General features: G+C 62.5%; 17 protein-coding genes, 2 tRNA genes, 1 rRNA gene and 1 other RNA gene. 17 read left to right on the forward strand and 4 right to left on the reverse strand.

Annotated features, from left to right (window positions below; genetic code table 11):
- Nucleotides 1–122 precede the first annotated feature (122 nt).
- From SIN04_RS17995 to SIN04_RS18035, 9 genes are all read left to right on the forward strand, one after another.
- The gene (locus SIN04_RS17995) at nucleotides 123–410 is read left to right on the forward strand and encodes a DUF4164 domain-containing protein (RefSeq protein ID WP_134491437.1); all 288 of its coding nucleotides are present in this window, start codon (nucleotides 123–125) and stop codon (nucleotides 408–410) included.
- 77 nt (nucleotides 411–487) lie between these two features.
- On the forward strand, nucleotides 488–862 hold the full coding sequence (locus SIN04_RS18000; RefSeq protein WP_134491447.1) for a cell division protein ZapA: 375 nt from the start codon (nucleotides 488–490) through the stop codon (nucleotides 860–862).
- 53 nt (nucleotides 863–915) lie between these two features.
- Nucleotides 916–1069: non-coding RNA, 6S RNA (gene ssrS / locus SIN04_RS18005), on the forward strand.
- A 45-nt stretch (nucleotides 1070–1114) separates the two neighbouring features.
- On the forward strand, nucleotides 1115–1708 hold the full coding sequence (locus SIN04_RS18010; protein WP_134491449.1) for a 5-formyltetrahydrofolate cyclo-ligase: 594 nt from the start codon (nucleotides 1115–1117) through the stop codon (nucleotides 1706–1708).
- Nucleotides 1709–1805: 97 nt separating this feature from the next.
- On the forward strand, nucleotides 1806–2621 hold the full coding sequence (locus tag SIN04_RS18015; protein WP_134491451.1) for a TIGR00282 family metallophosphoesterase: 816 nt from the start codon (nucleotides 1806–1808) through the stop codon (nucleotides 2619–2621).
- Between the two features lie 132 nt (nucleotides 2622–2753).
- Nucleotides 2754–2942, forward strand: a complete 189-nt coding sequence (locus SIN04_RS18020) for a hypothetical protein (RefSeq protein ID WP_134491453.1) — start codon at nucleotides 2754–2756, stop codon at nucleotides 2940–2942.
- A gap of 33 nt (nucleotides 2943–2975) precedes the next feature.
- Nucleotides 2976–3332 carry a hypothetical protein gene (locus tag SIN04_RS18025; RefSeq protein WP_134491455.1) on the forward strand — a complete coding sequence of 119 codons (357 nt, stop codon included), beginning with the start codon at nucleotides 2976–2978 and terminating at the stop codon, nucleotides 3330–3332.
- Nucleotides 3333–3714: 382 nt separating this feature from the next.
- Nucleotides 3715–4677: a beta-propeller fold lactonase family protein gene (locus SIN04_RS18030; protein WP_197731996.1), complete on the forward strand. Its 963-nt coding sequence runs from the start codon at nucleotides 3715–3717 to the stop codon at nucleotides 4675–4677.
- Between the two features lie 263 nt (nucleotides 4678–4940).
- Nucleotides 4941–7034 carry a hypothetical protein gene (locus SIN04_RS18035; protein WP_174513912.1) on the forward strand — a complete coding sequence of 698 codons (2094 nt, stop codon included), beginning with the start codon at nucleotides 4941–4943 and terminating at the stop codon, nucleotides 7032–7034.
- 17 nt (nucleotides 7035–7051) lie between these two features.
- On the opposite strand, the gene SIN04_RS18040 is transcribed toward SIN04_RS18035, so the two are convergent.
- Complete coding sequence (locus tag SIN04_RS18040; protein ID WP_134491457.1) at nucleotides 7052–7273, reverse strand: hypothetical protein; 222 nt, start codon at nucleotides 7271–7273, stop codon at nucleotides 7052–7054.
- Between the two features lie 116 nt (nucleotides 7274–7389).
- Entirely contained in the window at nucleotides 7390–7896 is a 507-nt protein-coding gene (locus SIN04_RS18045; RefSeq protein ID WP_134491459.1) for a GNAT family N-acetyltransferase, read from the reverse strand.
- 253 nt (nucleotides 7897–8149) lie between these two features.
- Here SIN04_RS18045 and mbfA point away from each other — a divergent pair, with 253 nt between their 5' ends.
- Nucleotides 8150–9121, forward strand: a complete 972-nt coding sequence (gene mbfA / locus SIN04_RS18050; protein WP_134491461.1) for an iron exporter MbfA — start codon at nucleotides 8150–8152, stop codon at nucleotides 9119–9121.
- A gap of 68 nt (nucleotides 9122–9189) precedes the next feature.
- The gene (locus tag SIN04_RS18055; protein WP_134491463.1) at nucleotides 9190–10137 is read left to right on the forward strand and encodes a metallophosphoesterase family protein; all 948 of its coding nucleotides are present in this window, start codon (nucleotides 9190–9192) and stop codon (nucleotides 10135–10137) included.
- On the opposite strand, the gene SIN04_RS18060 is transcribed toward SIN04_RS18055, so the two are convergent.
- Together SIN04_RS18060 and SIN04_RS18065 are read right to left on the reverse strand one after the other, a co-directional pair.
- Nucleotides 10112–13597 carry an ATP-binding protein gene (locus SIN04_RS18060; protein ID WP_341264117.1) on the reverse strand — a complete coding sequence of 1162 codons (3486 nt, stop codon included), beginning with the start codon at nucleotides 13595–13597 and terminating at the stop codon, nucleotides 10112–10114. The two genes, SIN04_RS18055 and SIN04_RS18060, sit on opposite strands and share 26 nt — an antisense overlap.
- Nucleotides 13597–14835 (reverse strand): metallophosphoesterase family protein, encoded by a 1239-nt coding sequence (locus SIN04_RS18065; RefSeq protein WP_134491467.1) that lies wholly within the window; start codon nucleotides 14833–14835, stop codon nucleotides 13597–13599. The genes SIN04_RS18060 and SIN04_RS18065 overlap by 1 nt, the downstream gene beginning before the upstream one ends.
- Nucleotides 14836–15025: 190 nt before the next feature.
- On the opposite strand from SIN04_RS18065, the gene SIN04_RS18070 reads away from it, so the two are divergent.
- The 6 genes from SIN04_RS18070 to SIN04_RS18095 all read left to right on the forward strand — a co-directional run bounded on the left by SIN04_RS18070 (nucleotide 15026) and on the right by SIN04_RS18095 (nucleotide 20150).
- The gene (locus SIN04_RS18070; protein ID WP_174513917.1) at nucleotides 15026–15346 is read left to right on the forward strand and encodes a plasmid stabilization protein; all 321 of its coding nucleotides are present in this window, start codon (nucleotides 15026–15028) and stop codon (nucleotides 15344–15346) included.
- Nucleotides 15347–15420: 74 nt separating this feature from the next.
- Entirely contained in the window at nucleotides 15421–17175 is a 1755-nt protein-coding gene (locus SIN04_RS18075; protein ID WP_134491471.1) for a PQQ-dependent dehydrogenase, methanol/ethanol family, read from the forward strand.
- 98 nt (nucleotides 17176–17273) lie between these two features.
- Complete coding sequence (locus SIN04_RS18080) at nucleotides 17274–17477, forward strand: DUF1192 domain-containing protein (protein ID WP_134491473.1); 204 nt, start codon at nucleotides 17274–17276, stop codon at nucleotides 17475–17477.
- 647 nt (nucleotides 17478–18124) lie between these two features.
- Nucleotides 18125–19611, forward strand: a 16S ribosomal RNA gene (locus tag SIN04_RS18085).
- 181 nt (nucleotides 19612–19792) lie between these two features.
- Nucleotides 19793–19869: transfer RNA gene (locus tag SIN04_RS18090), tRNA-Ile, on the forward strand.
- Between the two features lie 205 nt (nucleotides 19870–20074).
- Nucleotides 20075–20150, forward strand: a tRNA-Ala gene (locus tag SIN04_RS18095).
- Nucleotides 20151–20303 lie beyond the last annotated feature (153 nt).

The raw sequence follows: 20303 nt of genomic DNA on the forward strand, positions 1-20303 counted from the left end.
GCCCGGCCATTGTATCAACGTATCAACGCATGCGTGCATCGACGTCTGAGCGGGCCGGCCCCGCTCCTTGGGCGCTGGGGATGGAATCATGGCTTTATCGCAAAGCGGGACGGGAATGCAGTATGGACACTCCTGAACGTCTTGACGCCGCCTTGAAGCGGCTCGCGTCCGCGATGGAGAAGCTTGAGGCCGCGAGCGAGCGGCGGGCGGGAGCGGACGCGCTCCGCTCCAATCTCGAAGAAGAGCTGGCCGTGATGCAGGATGACCGCTCCCGTCTCGCCGTCGAGCTCGACGGGGCGCTGGCGCGTTCGATCTCTCTCGAAACGGCGAATGAGGAAGTTGCGCGCAGACTGAAAGGAGCCAATGCTGCGATCAAAGCCGTCTTGGCCACGGTCGAGGACGAAAGCTAAAATAGCGCGCACCGGCGGCGGTGACCCCCGAGATCGTCGAAACCGACCGATTATGCTTTATGCGAGGAGCTTCAGCGATGGCGCAAGTTGCCATGACGATCGCCGGAAGGGTCTACCGGGTCGCTTGTGACGAGGGCGAGGAAGCCCATCTCGACGAGCTTGCGAAAAAGGTCGATGGCCAGATTTCGGTCATGCGGGAAAAATTCGGTGAAATGGGCGATCAGCGACTCACCGTCATGGCAGCGGTGACGATCGCCGATGAACTTTTCGAATCAAACCGCCGCGTCGGCGAACTCGAAGCCGAGCTTTCGCAGCTGAAGGATCATGTCGCAGGCGCGCTCAGCGGGCGCGAGGCCTGGATCGACGGCGTCGCGCTCTCGCTCGACGAAACGGCCTCGCGGATCGAGGCGCTGGCGCAGGAACTCAATGGCGCCGTTCGCGGCGAAGACTGATTTGCTGCGCGAACCCTCTGGCGTTTTGCCTCGGCGCCCCCTAGATTGCATGGGCGGAGCTGCGGGGTGCGTGCTGGATCAGTAACCCGGGGCCTTATCGATCTCAAAGGGAGCTGTCCCTGGCCTTGCCCGTGGGCTTGGCCACATGGCGCCCACCTACGTTGTAGGTTCCCGGGATCGATATCCCACGGCCATCGCGGCCCCGCACTTTTTGTTGGATTTCTCGAAAAAGAGACCTCGGCCCTCGCCATAATGCAGCCCCCCCATCCGAAAGCCGTTCTGCGCTCCGAGGCTCTGGCGCGCCGGCGCGCGTCCCGCAGCGTCGATCCCGTCGCATTCGCCGAGCATCTCGCCTCCGCGGGCTCGTCGCTGGTCGCCGAACTGCGCCCTGGCATCGTCTCGGCCTATTTCTCCCTGCGTGATGAGGCCTCCACCATGCCTCTTTTGGAAACGCTCTCGGCGTCCGGGGTTTTGACGGCCCTGCCGATTACGGGGCCGCGCGGCACGCCGCTCGTTTTCCGGCTGTGGCGTCCGGGCGATGCGCTGGTGGAAGGCAAAATGGGCATTTCCGAGCCGTCTCCCGCGGCGGCGGAAGTCGCGCCCGATCTCCTGTTCGTGCCTCTCGCGGCCTTTGACCGGACAGGGCACAGGATCGGCTATGGCGCCGGATACTACGACCGCACGCTGGCCGCTCTGCGCGCGCGGAAAAAGATCTTCGCGGTCGGGGTCGCCTACGCCAGCCAGGAAACGCAAAAAATCCCGCATGAAGATCATGACCAGCGGCTCGACTTTGTGCTAACCGAAGAGGGATTGATCGACTGCCGCAGCGTTCTGCCGTTCCCCTGAGATCCCCGAACGTCAGGCGCGTGGCTGCTTTTTCGCATTTTTCTGTCGCAAAGCCTTGCCCGCGGCGGCGGAAGGGGCTTCTTTGATGGATAGAAACATGCGTCTTCTCTTCATTGGCGACGTCGTTGGCCGCGCCGGACGCATCGCTGTTGTCGATCAATTGCCGAAACTGCGGCTCGCCTGGGGCCTCGATTTCGTTGTCGTCAATGGCGAGAACGCCGCCGGCGGCTTTGGCGTCACAGAGTCGATCTGCGACCAGTTTTTGAGCGCCGGCGCCGATTGCGTGACGCTTGGCAATCATTCCTTCGACCAGCGCGAGGCGCTCGTCTTCATCGCCCGTCAGCCTCGCCTGATCCGGCCGGTCAATTATCCGCGCGGAACGCCGGGCAAGGGCGCCAATCTGTTTGAAACGGCCACGGGCGAGCGCGTGCTTGTCGTCAATATTTTAGGCCGCGTTTTCATGGACCCGCTCGATGATCCCTTCGCGGCCATCGAGCGCGAACTTGAAGCCTGTCCCCTTGGCGTTGGCTGCGACGCCGCGATTGTCGATTTTCATGGCGAGGCCTCGAGCGAGAAACAGGCCTTCGGCCATTTCGTGGACGGCCGCGTCTCGCTGGTCGTCGGCACGCACACGCATGTGCCGACCGCCGATTACCAGATCCTGCGCCAGCGCACGGCCTATATGACCGACGCCGGAATGACGGGCGATTATGATTCCGTCATCGGCATGGACAAGGAGGAGCCGCTGCGCCGCTTCACGACCAAGATCCCGGCCTCGCGCTTCGAGCCCGCCTCCGGCCCTGCGACCCTCTGCGGCGTCGCGGTCGAACTCGACGCGCGTGGTCTCGCGGCGAAGATCGCGCCGGTCCGCATCGGCGGCCGGCTGACGGAGGCGCGGCCGGATTTTTGGTAGGCGGGGCGAAGGCTCTCAGGATAGCTACGCAGCGCCTCGGCTGAAGACAGCAGTCTGCCGGAAACAGAGACTGATCCGATTGCTGATCTCCCGTCTTCGGCTCGCCGCCCGGAACGCGGCGGCAAGGAGCAATTGATCGACGCCGCGCGGATTTACGGCATCCGGCAGGCCGGAACAGCAGCCGAAGCGCTCCGGTCCCGGCCGGGCGGCATGGGCCTCAAGCAAAGAACAAAACTCTCTGGAACCTTTGAGGGCCTCAGCCCTTTAGGTGAGCGGAAAATAATCTGTCGTCTTTGGCGGGCCGATCAGTTCAATATCTGATCGGCAGCCAATACTCGTCGGGGAAAGAGAAGAATGGATAAAAAAATCATTGGCCTTGTCGGAGCGATGTCTGCTCTCGGCGCCCTTGCACAGGCGGCAAACGCCTCCCCATTGAGCGCGACCGAAGTATTAAAAGTGGATTCGTTTGGAGACTTACTTGAGCCGATCCCAAACGCCATCGCTCTTCTTCGCGTTGTGGACGCAGCGCAAGCAGCTGCATCCGATGAGCAAAGCGCGTCTAAACCGGCGGAGGCGCAACTCGCACAATATTATAACCATCACCACCACCATCATCATCATCATCGTGCCTGGCGCCGCGCTATTCCTCCCGTCGGGCCCGGCTATCGCCACCACCACCACCACCACCACTACTACCGTGAGGAATATTAGCTGTTGGGTACGCGGTTGGAGGCCGATGTTTGACCCCTCGTGACCCTGGCGGATAAGCGCCCCGTGTTGGCGAAGCATTTGAGCGGGTGAGTCTAACGGGTCTCAACTTGCTGTCTGGCCCCAGCTTGTGTTCTCGCGTCGACCCGGAACATGCTTGCCAACAAACTTCCCGAGATTAAAGTAACAGCGGCGCGCGTCTGTCCGGAGTTCAATATGCTGGCGCTTACGCGCAGTATTATTGATCTTCAATAATTATCAGAATTTCGCGCGAAGGGACCGGCAGATCACGAAAGTATTTTCGCGAAATGAAACCATGCACGCCATAAAACTCAGGCGACGGCGATTTCGCGCGCACGGTTTTGCGGCCCTTTGGGCCATGCTGATGCTGGGCCCAGCAGCGATGGCCGGGACGGGGCGGTCTCTGGCCTATGTCACCAATGTGAACTCAAACACAGTTTCGGTCATCGATATCGGCAACAACAACACGTTGGTGGACACGATCCCGGTTGGCACCGGGCCGCAAGATATCGCCGTGGCGCCCGATGGGAAACATGTCTATGTCACGATTTTCGTCGACGATGGCGTATCGGTGATCGATACGGCCACAGATAGGGTGGTGAGCACGGTTCCCGTTGGAACACGCCCCGAGGGGATAGCCGTGACGCCGGACGGAAAACACCTCTATGTCGCAAATCGGGATTCCAACACCGTCTCGGTGATTGAAACCGCCGGCAACACGGTGGTGAACACTGTCCGCGTCGGAGCCGGCCCGCAGGCGATCGCGCTTTCCCCGGATGGAAAACACGCCTATGTCGCCAATCTCCGCTCCGACAATGTTTCGGTGATCGACACGGACGCCAACAGGGTGCTGAAAACGATCGCCGTGGGGACGGCTCCGGTCGCGATAGCCGTTACTCCAGATGGAAAACAGGCCTATGTCGCCAATGCGGGCCGCGCCAACCAGCCCTCCAACACTGTTTCGGTGATAGAAACGGCTGGCGGCGCGGTGGCGGGCACGGTCATGGTGGGAGCGTATCCGAATGGCGTCGCCGTGACGCCAGATGGGAAATACGCCTATGTCGCGAATTTTTTCTCCGGTGACGTCTCGGTGATCGAAACGGCTGGCAACCGTGTGATGACCCGCGTCGCCGTGGGCGATTCTCCTTCCGGGATAGCCGTGACGCCGGATGGGCGCCAAGTCTATGTCGCCGGCGCGCCCTCCGACAGCGTTTCGGTCATCGAGACGGGCGGCAACACGGTCGCATCGACCTTTCCGGCAGGGGTGGCGGCCTTTCATCTGGGCATCACGCCGCCCCCGGCCAAGCCTCCCGCATCGCCTCTTTAAAGAAAGCTCGCGAGCGGACAACCGTGAGCCCAACGGCCCGCGCAGGCTTCGTCCGCCGGTCGAGGGCCGCGCCGCATCCCGCCAGTTCCGCCCCTCACGCGGCCGCGATTTGAAAATGACCACAATTCGCGCTTTAACTATGAGCGGCGAATGGATCGACGAGGCGTGATGAAGCGATTTGGAGCGTGGCGGGGCCCTCAGACGGGATCATCTCTCAGGCCGATGAAGCGCGCAAAGCTTAAACTCCAGGGCTCCAAAGCTTGATGAACCAGTTCAACCTGTCGTTTGCGCCGTTCCTGCCGTGGCCGGTCCTTGCCGGCTTTGGCGCTCTTGCTCTTTTCGTCGTCGCCTTGGGGTTTTATGCGCGCCGGCGCGGCACATTGTTACGCGCGCTCGGACTGGCGCTGCTGCTGCTGGCGCTCACGGACCCCTCGCTGGTGCGGGAAGATCGCGCCGGGCTGAAAGACGTCGTCGCGGTGGTCGTCGATCAGAGCGGCAGCCAGACCATAGGCGAACGGGCGGAGCAGACGAAAAAGGCGGCCGAGGCGCTGGAAGAACAGCTGAAAGGCCTCGGCAATGTCGAGGTCCGCACCATCGAGAGCGACCGCACGGATGCGCAGGACGACGGCACGCGCCTCTTTTCGGCGCTGAACGCCGGCCTTGCCGATGTGCCGTCCGAGCGCGTCGGCGGCGTGTTCATGATCACCGACGGCCTCGTCGACGATATTCCGGCCAATGCGGACGCGCTCGGCTTCAAGGCGCCGCTGCATGCGCTGATCACGGGGCGCGAAGGCGAGCGCGACCGCCGCATCGAGCTTCTCGAAGCGCCGCGCTTTGGCATCGTCGGCAAGGATCAGACGATCGAGCTGCGCGTGCTCGACACCGCCGGCAAGAACGATCCCGTCGTCTTGAAGGTGCGCCGCGACGGCAATCCCATCGCAACGATCCTGGCGCGGCCGTCCGAACGCGTGCGCGTCCCTGTGCGCATCGAACATGGCGGCCAGAATGTCGTCGAGCTCGAGGTCGAGGCTTTGCCGGACGAGCTGACCGCGATCAACAACAAAGCGGTGGTGACGATCGAGGGCGTGCGCGACAAGCTGAAGGTGCTGCTCGTCTCGGGCGAACCGCACAATGGCGAGCGCATGTGGCGCAATCTTCTGAAATCCGACGCCAATGTCGATCTGGTGCATTTCACCATTCTGCGTCCGCCGGAAAAGCAGGACGGCACGCCGATCAATGAACTGTCGCTGATTGCATTCCCGACCGCCGATCTGTTTGGCCGCAAGATCAAGGAATTCGATCTCATCGTCTTCGACCGCTACTCCAATCAGAGCGTCCTTCCGCTCGTCTATTTCGAGAATATCGTTCGCTATGTCCGCGAGGGCGGCGCCTTGATGCTCGCGGCGGGCCCGGATTTTTCAGGCCCGGACGGGCTCTATTATTCGCCGCTCGGGCGGATCGCGCCGGCCCGCCCGGACGGCACGCTGACCGAACAGGCCTTTCGCGCGGCGATCTCGAAAGATGGCGCCAAGCACCCGGTGACGCGCGGGCTGCCGGGCTCCGATCAGACGCCGCCGGCCTGGAGCCAGTGGTTCCGTCAGGTCAATGCGCAGGTGACGCGCGGCGCCAGCGTTCTCGACGGCGCGGATCAAAAGCCCCTCCTTGTGCTGTCCCGCGAAGGCAAAGGGCGAGTCGCCTTGCTGCTCAGCGATCAGATGTGGCTGTGGGCGCGCGGGTTTGAGGGCGGCGGACCGCATCTCGATCTGTTGCGCCGCCTTGCGCATTGGCTGATGAAAGAGCCGGAGCTTGAGGAAGAAGCGCTGCGCGCGAATGTGCGCGGTCGCAAGATCGAGATCGAGCGCCAGAGCCTGCTCGCCGAAATTCCGCCGGTGAAAATCACCGCGCCCTCGGGGCAGGAATCGACCGTGACCCTCGCCGCCGCGGAGCCGGGGCTGTCCCGCGCCAGCGTCGACGCCTCCGAGCTTGGCCTCTATCGCCTGACGGACGGAACCTTGTCCGTTCTTGCCAATGTCGGGCCGGAAAATCCGCGCGAATTCCAGGAGGTGGTTTCGACGCCCGAGCGGCTGCGGCCGCTCGCCGAGGCGACGGGCGGGACAGTGCGGCGCATTGCAAGCGGCGCGACTGGCGACATTGCCCTGCCGCGGCTCGTCTCGATGCGCGAAAGCCCCGTTTATGGCGGCTCGGACTATGCCGCAATCAAGCGCAACGGCGCGAGCGAAGTCAAAGGCGTCGGCGTCACGCCGCTGGCGATCGGGTTCTTAGGGCTCATCGCCCTGCTCGCAAGCGTCGTTTCAGCCTGGCTTTTCGAGGGCCGCCGAGGCCGCAAGGACGCGTGATTTCCGGTTTACGCGTCTCAGGCCGAATGCTGACGCATGTAACGCGCCCTGAGCCGTGGCGCGATGAACCAGGCGAGTGGAGCTGAGACGATGAAGCTTGCGATCACGAGGGCCGGGATGAGCTGAAAGGCATGGTTGGCGAGGCCGGGCGCCAGCAGAACCGTGACAATCCCAATGCCGAAGACGACCGCGTTGACCATCATATAAATAATAGAGGCGATCTGGAACCGCGTCGACATGGCTGGCTCCCTTTCGGGTTGCTGTTGATACTCGATGAAATCCTTTTCTCCTTTGAAAGTTCCCGATGCGCGGGGCGCGCGGTCTTCTCCGCGGCGCGGGGCCGCGTGGTTTCGTCTCAGCGCGCCCGCACCCGCCGCACTCTGCCGCCGACGGCGGCCAACGCGCCCTCGACGAGTTCGCAGTAGAGCAGACGGTCAGGGTCGACCGGACCGATGAAAGTGATTTGTCCGGGCGGGACGGGCTGAAATCCCATGCGTTCATAATAGGGAAGGTCGCCAACCAGAAGCACCAGCGTGTGCCCCGCCTCGCGCGCGGCTTCGAGTGACTTTTGCACCAGCGCTTCGCCGATGCCGCCGGATCGAAACGCCGGGTCGACGGTGAGCGGCCCGAGCAGCAGCGCCAGCGCTTGCCCGCAGCGGATCGTCGTCATCCTGTTAGCGCCGACGAGCAGGGTCCCAACCCGCGCCACAAAGGAGAGGGCGTAATCCGGCTCGACTCCCTCGCGCAGGCGATAGGCTGAGCGGGCGAAGCGGCCCGGCCCGAAGGCGCGTTCGTCGAGCCGTTCGATCGCCGCCGAGTCGCCCGGCGTTTGCTGCGTAAGACTGAGGGAAAGATCTGCCATGCGATTGTAGTTTGAGCGGTGCGAGGATAACGGGCGGAGGCGGCGCGCCCGCCGACAAGTTAGATTAAGCCATAAGCGAAGGAAAGCAGAGGCGTCCTCCCGGGCGGCGCGCCAAGACGAGAGCTGGCGCGCGCTCATGTCGCGGCCATACGCCGCCTTTCAGTATGGGTTTGAGCAAAAAAGCCGCTCGCGCCGTCTGGCACTGAGGAGCCTAGTAAATTAGAGTAATTCTAAACAATCCGGAGCAAAAGGCTTGAAGAAATTTGCAGATCTCACCGAACGCGAGATTCTCGCCATGGCGATCGCGTCGGAAGAAGAGGACAATCGCGTCTACATGATGTTCGCCGACGATCTGCGCGAGCGTTATCCCGCCACCGCGCAGACCTTTGAACGGATGGCGGAGGTCGAGGCTGGCCATCGCGACAAGCTGACGGCCCTCTATAAGGACCGCTTCGGTCCTAACCTCGTGCCGATCCGCAAATCGGACGTGCGGTCTTTCGTGCGGCGACCGCCCGTCTGGCTGACGCGTAATCTGTCGCTGAACACCATTCGCAACGAGACGGAGGCGCGGGAGATCGAGGCGGAGAAATTCTACGCCAAGGCCGCAACCCAGTCGCGTGATCCCGCCATTCGGAAGCTCCTCCTCGACCTCGCGCGCGACGAACAGGCGCATGAGCAGATCGCGATCAATCTCGAACGCAAGCTTGAAACCGGGGCGGCCGGCAAGGAAGAGGTCGAGACGCGGCGGCGGATGTTCATCCTCGAATATATCCAGCCCGGCCTCGTCGGTTTGATGGACGGTTCGGTTTCGACCCTGGCGCCGCTTTTTGCCGCGGCCTTCGCGACCCACAATAACTGGCAGACGTTTCTGGTCGGGCTCGCCGCCTCGCTCGGCGCCGGCATCAGCATGGGCTTCGCGGAGGCTCTCGCCGATGATGGCGAACTCAGCGGCCGCGGTTCGCCGCTGGTGCGCGGGATCGTGTGCGGATTGATGACGACGGCGGGCGGACTCGGCCATTCGCTGCCCTATCTCGTGCCGGACGCCCTGCCGAACGCGTTTTTGATTGCGACGGGAATTGCGGGCGTAATCGTCTTTTTCGAGCTCTGGATCATCGCCTATATACGCGCCCGCTATATGCAGACTCCTTTCTTCAAGGCCGCGCTGCAGATCGTTGTCGGCGGCGCGATCGTTCTGGCCACGGGCATCCTCATAGGGGCGTCGTGATGGGGCCGTCGCGGCGGATGCGAGCCTTGACGGATGCGAGCCTTGACGGATGAGAGGCGGCGCGGTTAGTGGCGACCGTGCAGTTTCGCCTCGCCCATCTCACCGACCCCCATCTTGGCCCGCTGCCGCGCCCGCGCCGGCGCGAGCTTCTGGGCAAGCGCGTCACCGGCTATCTGAACTGGACGCGAGGCCGCTCCCTCGTTCACGATATGGCGACGCTGAGCCATATCGTGGCGGACATCCGGGCGCAAAATCCCGACCATGTCGCAATGACGGGTGATATCGCCAATATCGGCCTTCCGGCTGAATTTCAGCTCGCGCGCAAATGGCTCGAGACTTTGGGGCCGCCAGACGACGTCAGCTTCGTGCCGGGCAACCACGACGCCTATGTGCGCGGCTCGCTGCCCGATCTCGCGCGCGTCTTTGCGCCCTGGACGAAAGGCGAGAACGAACCGGACGGCCGCTTTCCCTATTTGCGCGTGCGCGGCAAAGTCGCTCTTATAGGTCTTTCGTCCGCCGTTCCGACGCCTTTTTTCATCGCCTCCGGGCGCCTCGGGCGCCGGCAGATCGAGCTTGCCGAAAAGCTCCTCGCTGAAGCCGCCGGGCGCGACCTCGTCCGGGTCGTCATGCTGCATCATTCGCCGCGCACGGACGCAGCCAGTCTCGCCCGCGGCCTGACCGACGCGCGCGATTTCGAAGAGATGATCGGGCGCACGGGCGCGGAGCTGATCCTGCACGGTCATAACCACAGGCTGAGCGTCAGCCATATCGAGGGGCCCAAGCGGCGCGCGCCCGTTGTCGGGGCGCCGTCCGCGTCGATCGCGCGGCCAGCCTCTCGCCATCGCGCCGGTTATAACCTGTTCGAGATCACGGGAAGCTTGCGCGATTATGAGATCAAAGGCTTCGCGCGTGGCTTGCTGCCAGGCACGACGACGATTGGAGATCTGGGTCCGATCCCGCTCGGACTCTCCAGCCCACGCGGCGTACGCTCTAGGTTCCGCAAAGTTCAAGGATAGCGGCGAGGTTTTTTTCGACCAGCGGCGCGGCGGCCTCCTTGAGGCTGCGGTGATGCGTGAACAAAAGCACCTGCGTCGTTTTCCCAAGCTCAGCCAGAAGGCCAAGCGCGGCGGCGCTTCGCTCGTCGTCGAAATGGACGAGCAGATCGTCGGCGATGAAAGGCAGCGGCTCGGCCGCCTGCGCGTAATGCTCGATGCTCGCGATGCGAAAAGAAAGATAAAGTTGATCGCGGACGCCGTCGCTCATCAGCGCCACAGGCGCGTCCTCGCCCGTTTTGCGTCTGCCGACGACGACGGGCAGGCCGTCCACATTGACGTCCGTATTGACGCCGGCAAAGGCGCCCGCCGTCGAAACCGCGAACAGATCCCCGGCGCGGCGAATAAGGGGGTCTTTCTGCTGGTCCCGCAACTGATCCATCGCCGCGCGCAGCAGCTCCTCGGCGAGCGCGATCTCAATATAGCGCTCGAGCGCATCATGCATTTCGGCGGCGGCGCTTTCGCGCTCGGCGACGGCGGCGTTGACGCCCTCGGCGGAGGCGAATGTGTCGAGATCGCGTTCGCGGTCGCGCCGCACCGCGAAAGCCTCGTTGATCTCGGCGTCAAGTCCATCAGCCTCGCTTTTGAAGGTCGCCGCCGCGGCGGCGATCTCGTCGAGATTGCGCCCGCCCCATTGCTCCCTCAAGGCTTCGAGGGGCTGAGCGTCGCCATGCTCCTGAATCGCTTTCGCAAGATCGCGAAGCTGCTGCTCGAGTTCGACTTTTTGGGCGAATCTTACCGAGAAGTCAGCCAGCGCCTCCGGCGCGCATCCCGCCTCCTCGCAATGTGAGCGGACGATGGCCGCCGCGGCGGCCGCGATCTCGCGTTTTCCGTCCCGGTCCTCGATCTCCGCGGCCAACTGCCGCGCTGCGCTTTCGCGCTCAATTCTGATCTTACGAGCCTCCTCGAGCCGGTCGGCGAGCAGCCGCGCGGCGGCGACGGCGTCCAGCGGCAGCTCGAAATCGAGGCCGCCCCTAATCTCCTCAACGAGATTGCGCAGGGCTGCTTCGTCCTCGTCCATGCGCGTCAGACGATGGCGCGTCTGGCGACGTCCCTTGAAGACGCCATCGGCTTTGGCCCATTGCGTGGCGATGTCATTTGCGGACTCGAAAGCAGCTTCGTCGGGGAGCGCCAGCGCCTGCAGAGCCGGCCGCCAGGCGGCGCGCCATTTCGCCTCAGCGTCGAGAAGCGCCTTTTGCGCCTCATCGATGTCGGCCAGTCTGGCGCGAACGCCGGCGATGATGTTTTCATCGGTCCGATAATCGGCAAATGCCGCCTCATGGATCTCGATCGCCGCGGCGATAGCGCTGACGCGTGCGCTCATCGCGCCATCCGCCTGCAAGCCGAGCCGCGCCTCGGCCAGGGCCAAAGCCTCGAGCCGGGCCGAAAATTCCGCCTCCAGCGCCGCCGCCGATTCGGCCTTTTCCCGCCAGTCGGCATGGCGCGCGAGGGCCACGGGCCGCTGCGCCGACAGGGCCTTGAGACGGCCCGGATTTTTTTCCTTCGCCGCGGCTTCTGGCCAGATCGCGCTCCATACTTCGTCCGCCGCTGCACGTTCGCTGGCGAGACGTTCTTGCTGTTGCGCGAGGCTTGCCAGAAGACGCCGGGCCTCCGCTTCCTGGCGCTGCGCCAGTTCGAGCGCCGCCACGCGGTCGGCTTCCAGGGCCCTGCGGTCGGCCAGCGCGTCTGCCGAACCGGCGTGCTTTTGATGCGCCTCAATGTCGGCCTCGCGCTCGGCCTGCGAGCGCCCCGCCGCCTCGCTTGCGTCAATGCTGAGATAGCGGGCCTTGATCCCGTCGAAGACGAGGTTTCGCTGCGCGCGAAGGCTTTCGATCGCCTCTCGGGAAGGCATGGGAGCGCCGGCCTTCAGCCGTTCTGCCTCGCCAAGCGCCTGATCGCGCTTTTCCGCCGCGGCCGCGATTTTCTCCTTCGCGGTTAGAAGCTCCGCTTCGATCGCGCCGCGCCGGTCGATTTCCGCCTGAATCGCGGCCTCGTCGGGGCAGAGCCATGACTGCAACGCCTCTATTCCGGCAAATCCCAAGCGCGTCAGCGCGGTCTCGAAATCCTGTTTCGCGGCCTCCGCCTGTTTCGCTTTCGCCATATGTGCGGCGGCGAGCTGGGTGATCGTGGAGAACTCCGCCGCCCTGAGGCCGATGGGCCTGTCCGCGCCGGCCGCGCGCCGGTCGATCTGGCGCTTTTGCGCGGCCTCCAGCGTTTTCGTTTCCCTCGCGCGCTCTTCGGCAAGACCGGCGAGTTTGCCGCGCCGCTCCAGCCCCTCCGCGGCCAGCTTTTGCGTTCTCTCGACCGCCTCCGCGGACGGCGCGGCGGTTTCGAGATCGGCGTCGTCCGGAAGCCCGATCCGTTGCCGGAGAGTCTTCAGCGCCTCGGCGTATTCGGCGAGTTCGATTTCACGGTTCGGCCGGTCGTCGCGGGCTTTTGAGACGTGAATGGCTTTTTCGCCGGCGTCTCGGATTTTGGCTTCCGCCTCGATGACCGCGATGGAAACCGCGAGACTTTCCAACCGGCGCTGGGCGCCAAGACAGCGTTCCTCGGCCTCCCGCAGCGCCTCGTCGGCGCGCGACTCTGCGTCGAGCGCCTTTGTGCATGAGGCGGTGAAATCAGCGCGCAACGGCGGCAGATCGGCGAACGCCGCAGCGTGTTGCGAAAGACGATCGAATGCGAGAATCAAGGGAATGACGCGGGCGAGGCGCTCAAAACGCAGATGCTCTGTCATTTTCTCGCTTCTGCGTCGGCGCAGGGACGCCTCGGTCTCACGCGCCGCGTTCAGCTGCTGCTGCGCCTTCACATAATGCTCACGCGTCATCTGGCCGAGTTTGACAGCCTTTTCCGCTTCTTCGAAAGCGCTGAGGCCCATGTAGAACAGGCGATCTTTGCCCTTGCGCATGTCGAACAGTTTAGCTGCGTCTTCGCGCAGCCCGTCGACGATCTTGACGAGCGATCCGAGGCCGCCGCCGGCCGACAGGATCAGGCGGCCGATATCGCCGTCCGCTTTGAGCAATTGGTCGCCGCCTTTGCGCAGCGCCTCATGGCCGAGCCCAAATAGCGAGTTGAATCGGTCACGTCCTGTCGCGCCGAGCGTTCGGACGAGGACCGCCTCCTCGACAGGCTGGCCAGATTGATCCGTCAGCGTGCGGGCGCGGCCCTTGCGGCGGCGGAGCGAGAGGCGCGTCCCGTCGGCGAGGGTGAGTTGCGCACTGAGGGCGATATTGCCCGCGCCGAACATCTGACCGCGTTCTGTCCTTTCAGGCACGCCGAAAAGAAAATCCGAAATCGCTTCGAGGGCGGTGCTCTTGCCGGCTTCATTCGGTCCGAAAATGAGCGTGAAGCCTGGGGTGGCCGGAAATACGAGCCTCGCCTCCTTGCAGCGCCCGTAATTTTCAATGGTCAGCGTTTCAAAGCGCATCAGCGCTGGCCCTTCTCGATGAGGGCGAGAGCAAGCGCCCTGGCGCGTTCGCAGCCTTCAGCCTTCAATTCCGCAAGGAGTTCGTCCTGATGAGCGCTTGCCGGCAATTTGGTCTTGATGTCCGCGAGCCGCGCGGAGAGGCGTTCGCGCAGCCAGCCGCTTTCGGCGAGTTCGTCGATGGCGAGGCGAAGGCCGCCCGCGATGGTTGGATCGACCCCAGCGCGTAACGGCGGGGGTGCGGTTTCGATCGCGAGCTTCTCCAGCCAGATGTCGCTGGCGATGCTGGCGAGCAGGGTTTCCACTTCTTCCCGCAGATTTCTCGCATCCGTCATCAGATCGGCGTGGAGGGCGCTGGCGCCGGTCAGTTTGACGCGCAGCGCCAGCGCGCGGTCTTCCGCCGTGGCGAAAGCCGCCTCGGCCTGGCGGCGGATCGCGGCGAAGAGTTCTTCGCGATCCGCGAGCCCCGAGACGTCGATCGTCTCGGCGGCGAAGCGCACGACGTCGAGCGGGCGATGCTCCAGCGAGGCGACGGCGCCGTCCTCGACAGTGACGAGCGTGACGCCTTTTGCTCCCGTTTCCTTGATGCTGCGGGCTTGCAGATTGCCGGGAAAAATGATCGGCGGCGAATCCCAGAGCTGCTCACGCGCGTGAATGTGGCCGAGCGCCCAATAATGATAGCCGTGGTTCGCCAGTTGCTCGAGGCTGCAAGGGGCGTAACTGGCGTGGCCCTCGCGGCCGCTGCCGGCCGTATGCAGAAGACCAATGTTGAAGCGCCCGGCAATGGGCCTTGGATAGGCGAGGGCGATATTATCCAGCACCTCGCGCTGGGCGAAACTCTGGCCGTGCACGGCGGTCTCGATCTCGTCGATGAGCACGGTGCCCGGCTGTTTCGAAGGCAGCACTGAGACATTGACTGAGAGTTCAAGTCTGCTGGCGAAACGGTTCTCCGCATCATGGTTGCCGAAGATCATGACGACGCGCACGCCATTTTCGCTTAAGCGCCGCATGCGGTCGGCGAAGAATTGCCCGGTGCGATAATCGCGCCACTGACCGTCGAAGACGTCGCCCGCGATGACGACGAGGCGGCACTCCTCCTCGATCGCCAAAGCGACGAGATTGTCGAAAGCGCGGCGCGAGGCGTCGTCGACGCGCGCGGCGAAATCCTGCGATTTTTTCGAGAGCCCAAGTAGCGGACTGTCGAGATGGAGATCGGCGGCGTGAATGAAACGGAAGCGCAATCCATGTCCTTTGGCGGTTTCAGCGTCACTACGAAGCGAAATTAATGGTCAAATCAATGAAGATCGGTCTTTCGTCGATTCTGTCCCCGCCATTTTTCCAGGGGCTGCCTTCGCCGCCGCGGAACGGGCAGCGGCGAATCGCGTTTTGTCGCGATCTTACGCGGGTTTAGGCGTCAAAGGAGGAATCGACATGCCGCGCGGCGACAAATCCAAATACACCGACAAGCAGGAGCGCAAGGCCGATCACATTGCCGAGAGCTATGAGGAGAAAGGCGTTTCGACCAAGGAAGCCGAACGAAGAGCCTGGGCGACGGTCAACAAGGATGACGGCGGCGGCAAGAAGCCTGGGGGCTCGGGACGCGGCAAGGAAACGGGCCATCCGGCGGCTCACAAGGGCGGCCGGGCAGGGGGCGCGGCGGCCTCCTCACGCTCGGCGGCGGCGCGGTCAGCTTCCGCCAAGAAGGCCGCTGCGACGCGCAAGGCGAGGGCGGAACATACCGCCCGCGGCTGAGGCGCGCGCGCCTTGCATTCGCCGTCACTTGCGACAATGAGTTCGCTCAAATTGTCGCAAGAGTGGTGTTTCGAATGCAAAAGACCTGGGCAGTCGCCCTGCGCATCGCGCTCGTTTGTTTAGGCGCCAACGGCGCTGTTCAGGCAGAGGAGGCCGCGCCCGATCTCGCGAACCTCCGCTATTCGCCGCTAAAGGAGATCACGACCGAAAATGTGTCGCGGCTGACGCCGGTCTGGACCTTTTCAACGGGCGTTCTGCGCGGCCATGAAGGCGCGCCCTTGGTTGTCGGCGGCGTGATCTATGTGCATACGCCGTTTCCAAACATCGTCTACGCGCTCGACCTCGATCACGACGGAAAAATCCTCTGGAAATATGAGCCGCGCCAGGATGCCGGCGTCGTGCCGCTAATGTGCTGCGATACGATCAGCCGGGGCCTCGCCTATGGCGATGGCAAAATCTTTCTGTATCAGGCGGACACAACCCTCGTCGCCCTCGACGCGAAAACCGGCGCGCCGGTCTGGTCTGTCAAGAACGGCGATCCGGCGAAGGGCGCGACGGGAACTTCCGCGCCAGCGCTGATCAAGGACAAGGTTCTCGTTGGCGTCTCCGGCGGGGAATTTGGCTTTCGCGGCTATCTTACCGCCTATGACGTCAAAACGGGCGCAAAGCTCTGGCGCGCCTATTCGGTCGGCCCGGACGCCGATACGCTCATCGATCCGGAGAAAACGACAGAGCTTGGCAAGCCCGTCGGCAAGGAGTCGAGCCTTGCGAGCTGGCAGGGCGATCAATGGAAGATTGGCGGCGGCGCGCCCTGGGGCCGGATCTCTTATGACGCCGCGGAAAACCTCATCTATTACGGGACCGGCAATCCCTCGACCTGGAATCCGACGCAGCGCCCCGGAGACAATAAATGGTCCATGGCCATTTTTGCCCGTGACGTCGATACGGGCGTCGCGCGGTGGGTCTATCAGATGACCCCGCATGACGAATGGGACTACGACGGCGTCAATGAGATGATTCTCACTGACGCTTCCGGCGGGCGCAAAGTGCTGACGCATTTCGACCGCAACGGATTCGCCTATGTGCTGGATCGCGCCGACGGCGACCTCATCAGCGCGGATAAATATGATCCGGCGGTGAATTGGGCGAGCCGGATCGATATGGATAAAAGCTCGAAGAGCTATGGCCGCCCTATTGTCGACGGCGCCTATTCGACGCAGCAGAATGGCGAGGAGACCGTGACCCACGGCGTCTGCCCGAGCACGGTCGGCGCGAAAAACGCCAATCCGGCGGCCTATTCCGCGCTGACAGGCCTTTTTTACGCGCCGATGATCCGTCTTTGCATGGACTATGAACCGTTCCAGATCACTTACGCCGCGGGTCAGCCTTATACGGGCGCCGACACGGCGGTCTATCCGGAGAAGGGCGAAACGAACATGGGCGCCCTCATTGGCTGGGATGCGGCGTCAAAGCGGGTCGTGTGGTCTGATCCAGAGCCATTCGCCGTCGCCTCCGGCGTCCTTGCGACGGCCGGCGGGCTCGTTTTCTACGGTACGCTCGAAGGCTATCTGAAGGCGGTCGACGCGCGCTCCGGCAAGGAGCTGTACCGGTTCAAGACGCCGTCCGGGATCATCGGCGACGTCACGAGCTTCGAGCGCAATGGCAGGCAATATATCGCCGTCCTGTCCGGGGCGGGCGGATGGTCGGGCGTTGGCCTCACCGCCGGGCTGACGCATTCGGACGAGGGCGCAAATTCCCCTGGGGTCTATGCGGCGCTGGCCAATTATACGGCGTTGGGGGGGCAGCTGACGGTGTTCGCTTTGAAATGATGTTTCCTGCCTCGTCGAGGGGGCAAGGGTTCGCTTTGAGAGAGGCTGGCGCGGGTGTAGGATTGAAAATCCTTTAATCGGGATTGGGACAGACGCACATGGACGTCGATGACGAAAGGATTTTTGGCGCGCCGCCCCGCAGGAGCGCGGCGCATGAGGTCGGGCAGAACCTGGACGATCTCTCCCTTCATCAGATCGAGGAGCGCATCGCTCTTCTCCAGGCCGAGATCATCCGCTTGGAAGAGGCCCGGGACGCCAAACAAGCCTCGCGCGGCGCCGCCGCCGCTTTTTTCAAGATCTGACGCCTTCTTTCACCGCGCCGCGGCGATTGCCGGGTCGGCCAGCTCGGCCTTTGGCGGCATATGTCATTGATTCATCTCGACCGCGTATTGTTTTCGTCAAAAAAGTGCAATCGCGTGTTGACATGGGGGGATGGTGGGTCCTATAAGGGCGTCATTGGAAGCGGCGCTGCTGTTTGCGGCGGGCGCGGATTTCGTTTCTCGGGACTTTCTCGGGTAGTCATGGATCCTGGTTTGTTTGGCCGGGTCGATGATCGTTCTCCGCGTTTTGGGCTTTGGCCTTGCTGTTTTGACGATCTGCTGTGTTGAAGCCTTGCTTTACGAAGCGATGGATTTGAAGACGCGATCTGTTGTTTGACAATTGAATCGGAAGAAAGAGAAACGTGGACGGCGGGGTCCTTGCGGGACGCTTCCTCCTCTTAGGAGGGGTTGCGTCCGATGAGATACTCTGGCGGTCACGTTTTCAAGTTCATCGTGTTTTGCGGTCCCGCGAGGGATTGCGGGCAGATGTGCTTGGGACTCGTCAAAAGAGTTGCGTCGTGAGGCGCGATCTCAAACTGGCGCATTTTGATTAATGCGCCGCGCTGTCTTTTGCTGTCTTAACGGGCGCGGAAGACGGGTGACCAGCCGGGCAAGCAAATTCTCATATTCAACTTGAGAGTTTGATCCTGGCTCAGAACGAACGCTGGCGGCAGGCCTAACACATGCAAGTCGAACGCCCTAGCAATAGGGAGTGGCAGACGGGTGAGTAACACGTGGGAACATGCCTTTCGGTTCGGAACAACTCGGGGAAACTTGAGCTAATACCGGATACGCCCTTTGGGGGAAAGATTTATTGCCGAAAGATTGGCCCGCGTCTGATTAGCTAGTTGGTGAGGTAACGGCCCACCAAGGCGACGATCAGTAGCTGGTCTGAGAGGATGATCAGCCACATTGGGACTGAGACACGGCCCAAACTCCTACGGGAGGCAGCAGTGGGGAATATTGGACAATGGGCGCAAGCCTGATCCAGCCATGCCGCGTGAGTGATGAAGGCCTTAGGGTTGTAAAGCTCTTTTACCTGGGAAGATAATGACGGTACCAGGAGAATAAGCCCCGGCTAACTTCGTGCCAGCAGCCGCGGTAATACGAAGGGGGCTAGCGTTGTTCGGATTTACTGGGCGTAAAGCGCACGTAGGCGGATCTTTAAGTCAGGGGTGAAATCCCGAGGCTCAACCTCGGAACTGCCTTTGATACTGGGGATCTCGAGTCCGGGAGAGGTGAGCGGAACTGCGAGTGTAGAGGTGAAATTCGTAGATATTCGCAAGAACACCAGTGGCGAAGGCGGCTCACTGGCCCGGTACTGACGCTGAGGTGCGAAAGCGTGGGGAGCAAACAGGATTAGATACCCTGGTAGTCCACGCCGTAAACGATGGATGCTAGCCGTTAGGCAGCTTGCTGCTTAGTGGCGCAGTTAACGCTTTAAGCATCCCGCCTGGGGAGTACGGTCGCAAGATTAAAACTCAAAGGAATTGACGGGGGCCCGCACAAGCGGTGGAGCATGTGGTTTAATTCGAAGCAACGCGCAGAACCTTACCAGCTCTTGACATGTCTCGTTTGGTTTCCAGAGATGGATTCCTTCAGTTCGGCTGGCGAGAACACAGGTGCTGCATGGCTGTCGTCAGCTCGTGTCGTGAGATGTTGGGTTAAGTCCCGCAACGAGCGCAACCCTCGCCCTTAGTTGCCATCATTTAGTTGGGCACTCTAGGGGGACTGCCGGTGATAAGCCGAGAGGAAGGTGGGGATGACGTCAAGTCCTCATGGCCCTTACGGGCTGGGCTACACACGTGCTACAATGGCGGTGACAGTGGGATGCGGAGGGGCGACCCCGAGCAAATCTCAAAAAGCCGTCTCAGTTCGGATTGCACTCTGCAACTCGAGTGCATGAAGGTGGAATCGCTAGTAATCGTAGATCAGAACGCTACGGTGAATACGTTCCCGGGCCTTGTACACACCGCCCGTCACACCATGGGAGTTGGTTCTACCCGAAGGCGTTTTCTTAACCGCAAGGAGAGAGGCGACCACGGTAGGGTCAGCGACTGGGGTGAAGTCGTAACAAGGTAGCCGTAGGGGAACCTGCGGCTGGATCACCTCCTTTCTAAGGATGATCCTTCAGTTCGCCTGACTTTCGTCAGGCGCTATCGGATCACTTGGAACAAAGGCTCATTCAAAGAGCCATTTTGCGGGACTTCGCCGCCTTCGTTTCTCTTTCTTCCAGGACGAGCCCTTTCGGCTGTCGCGCTCTGCGCCGCCGAGGCGAAGGGTTTGAGCAAGAGCTCGGGCTTGTAGCTCAGTTGGTTAGAGCGCGCGCTTGATAAGCGTGAGGTCGGAAGTTCAAGTCTTCCCAGGCCCACCATTCTTGTGTGCGCGCCTCCGGCGCGAGTTCCTCGCGTCAGCTCGGCGTCGCGGTCGCTCCTGGCGCAAACCTTGCGGTTTGCGCTGGCAGGCGGCACAGGCGTTGACCCTGCAAAGACGATCGTCGCCAGCCTCAAGCAAACCGCAGGGTTTGCTCGGCCCGAATGGGCCGCCGGGCTGATGCGAGGATCTCTTCTTCGCAGGATGGGGCCATAGCTCAGTTGGGAGAGCGCGTGCTTTGCAAGCATGAGGTCGTCGGTTCGATCCCGTCTGGCTCCACCAGATTGGTTGATCGCGGCGCCATCTTAGAGATGGCGCATTGAAGCAAGCCGCGGCCGGCTCTGGTTCGTCCATATATTAAGAGTTTCGCCATGCGCGATCTTGAGACGTCACGCCGGTTCGGCTGACGTCAGAGGCGCCTGGCGGGTTATCTAC

Origin of the sequence: Methylocella tundrae (genome assembly GCF_038024855.1) — a bacterium.
Taxonomy (GTDB): Bacteria; Pseudomonadota; Alphaproteobacteria; order Rhizobiales; family Beijerinckiaceae; genus Methylocapsa; species Methylocapsa tundrae.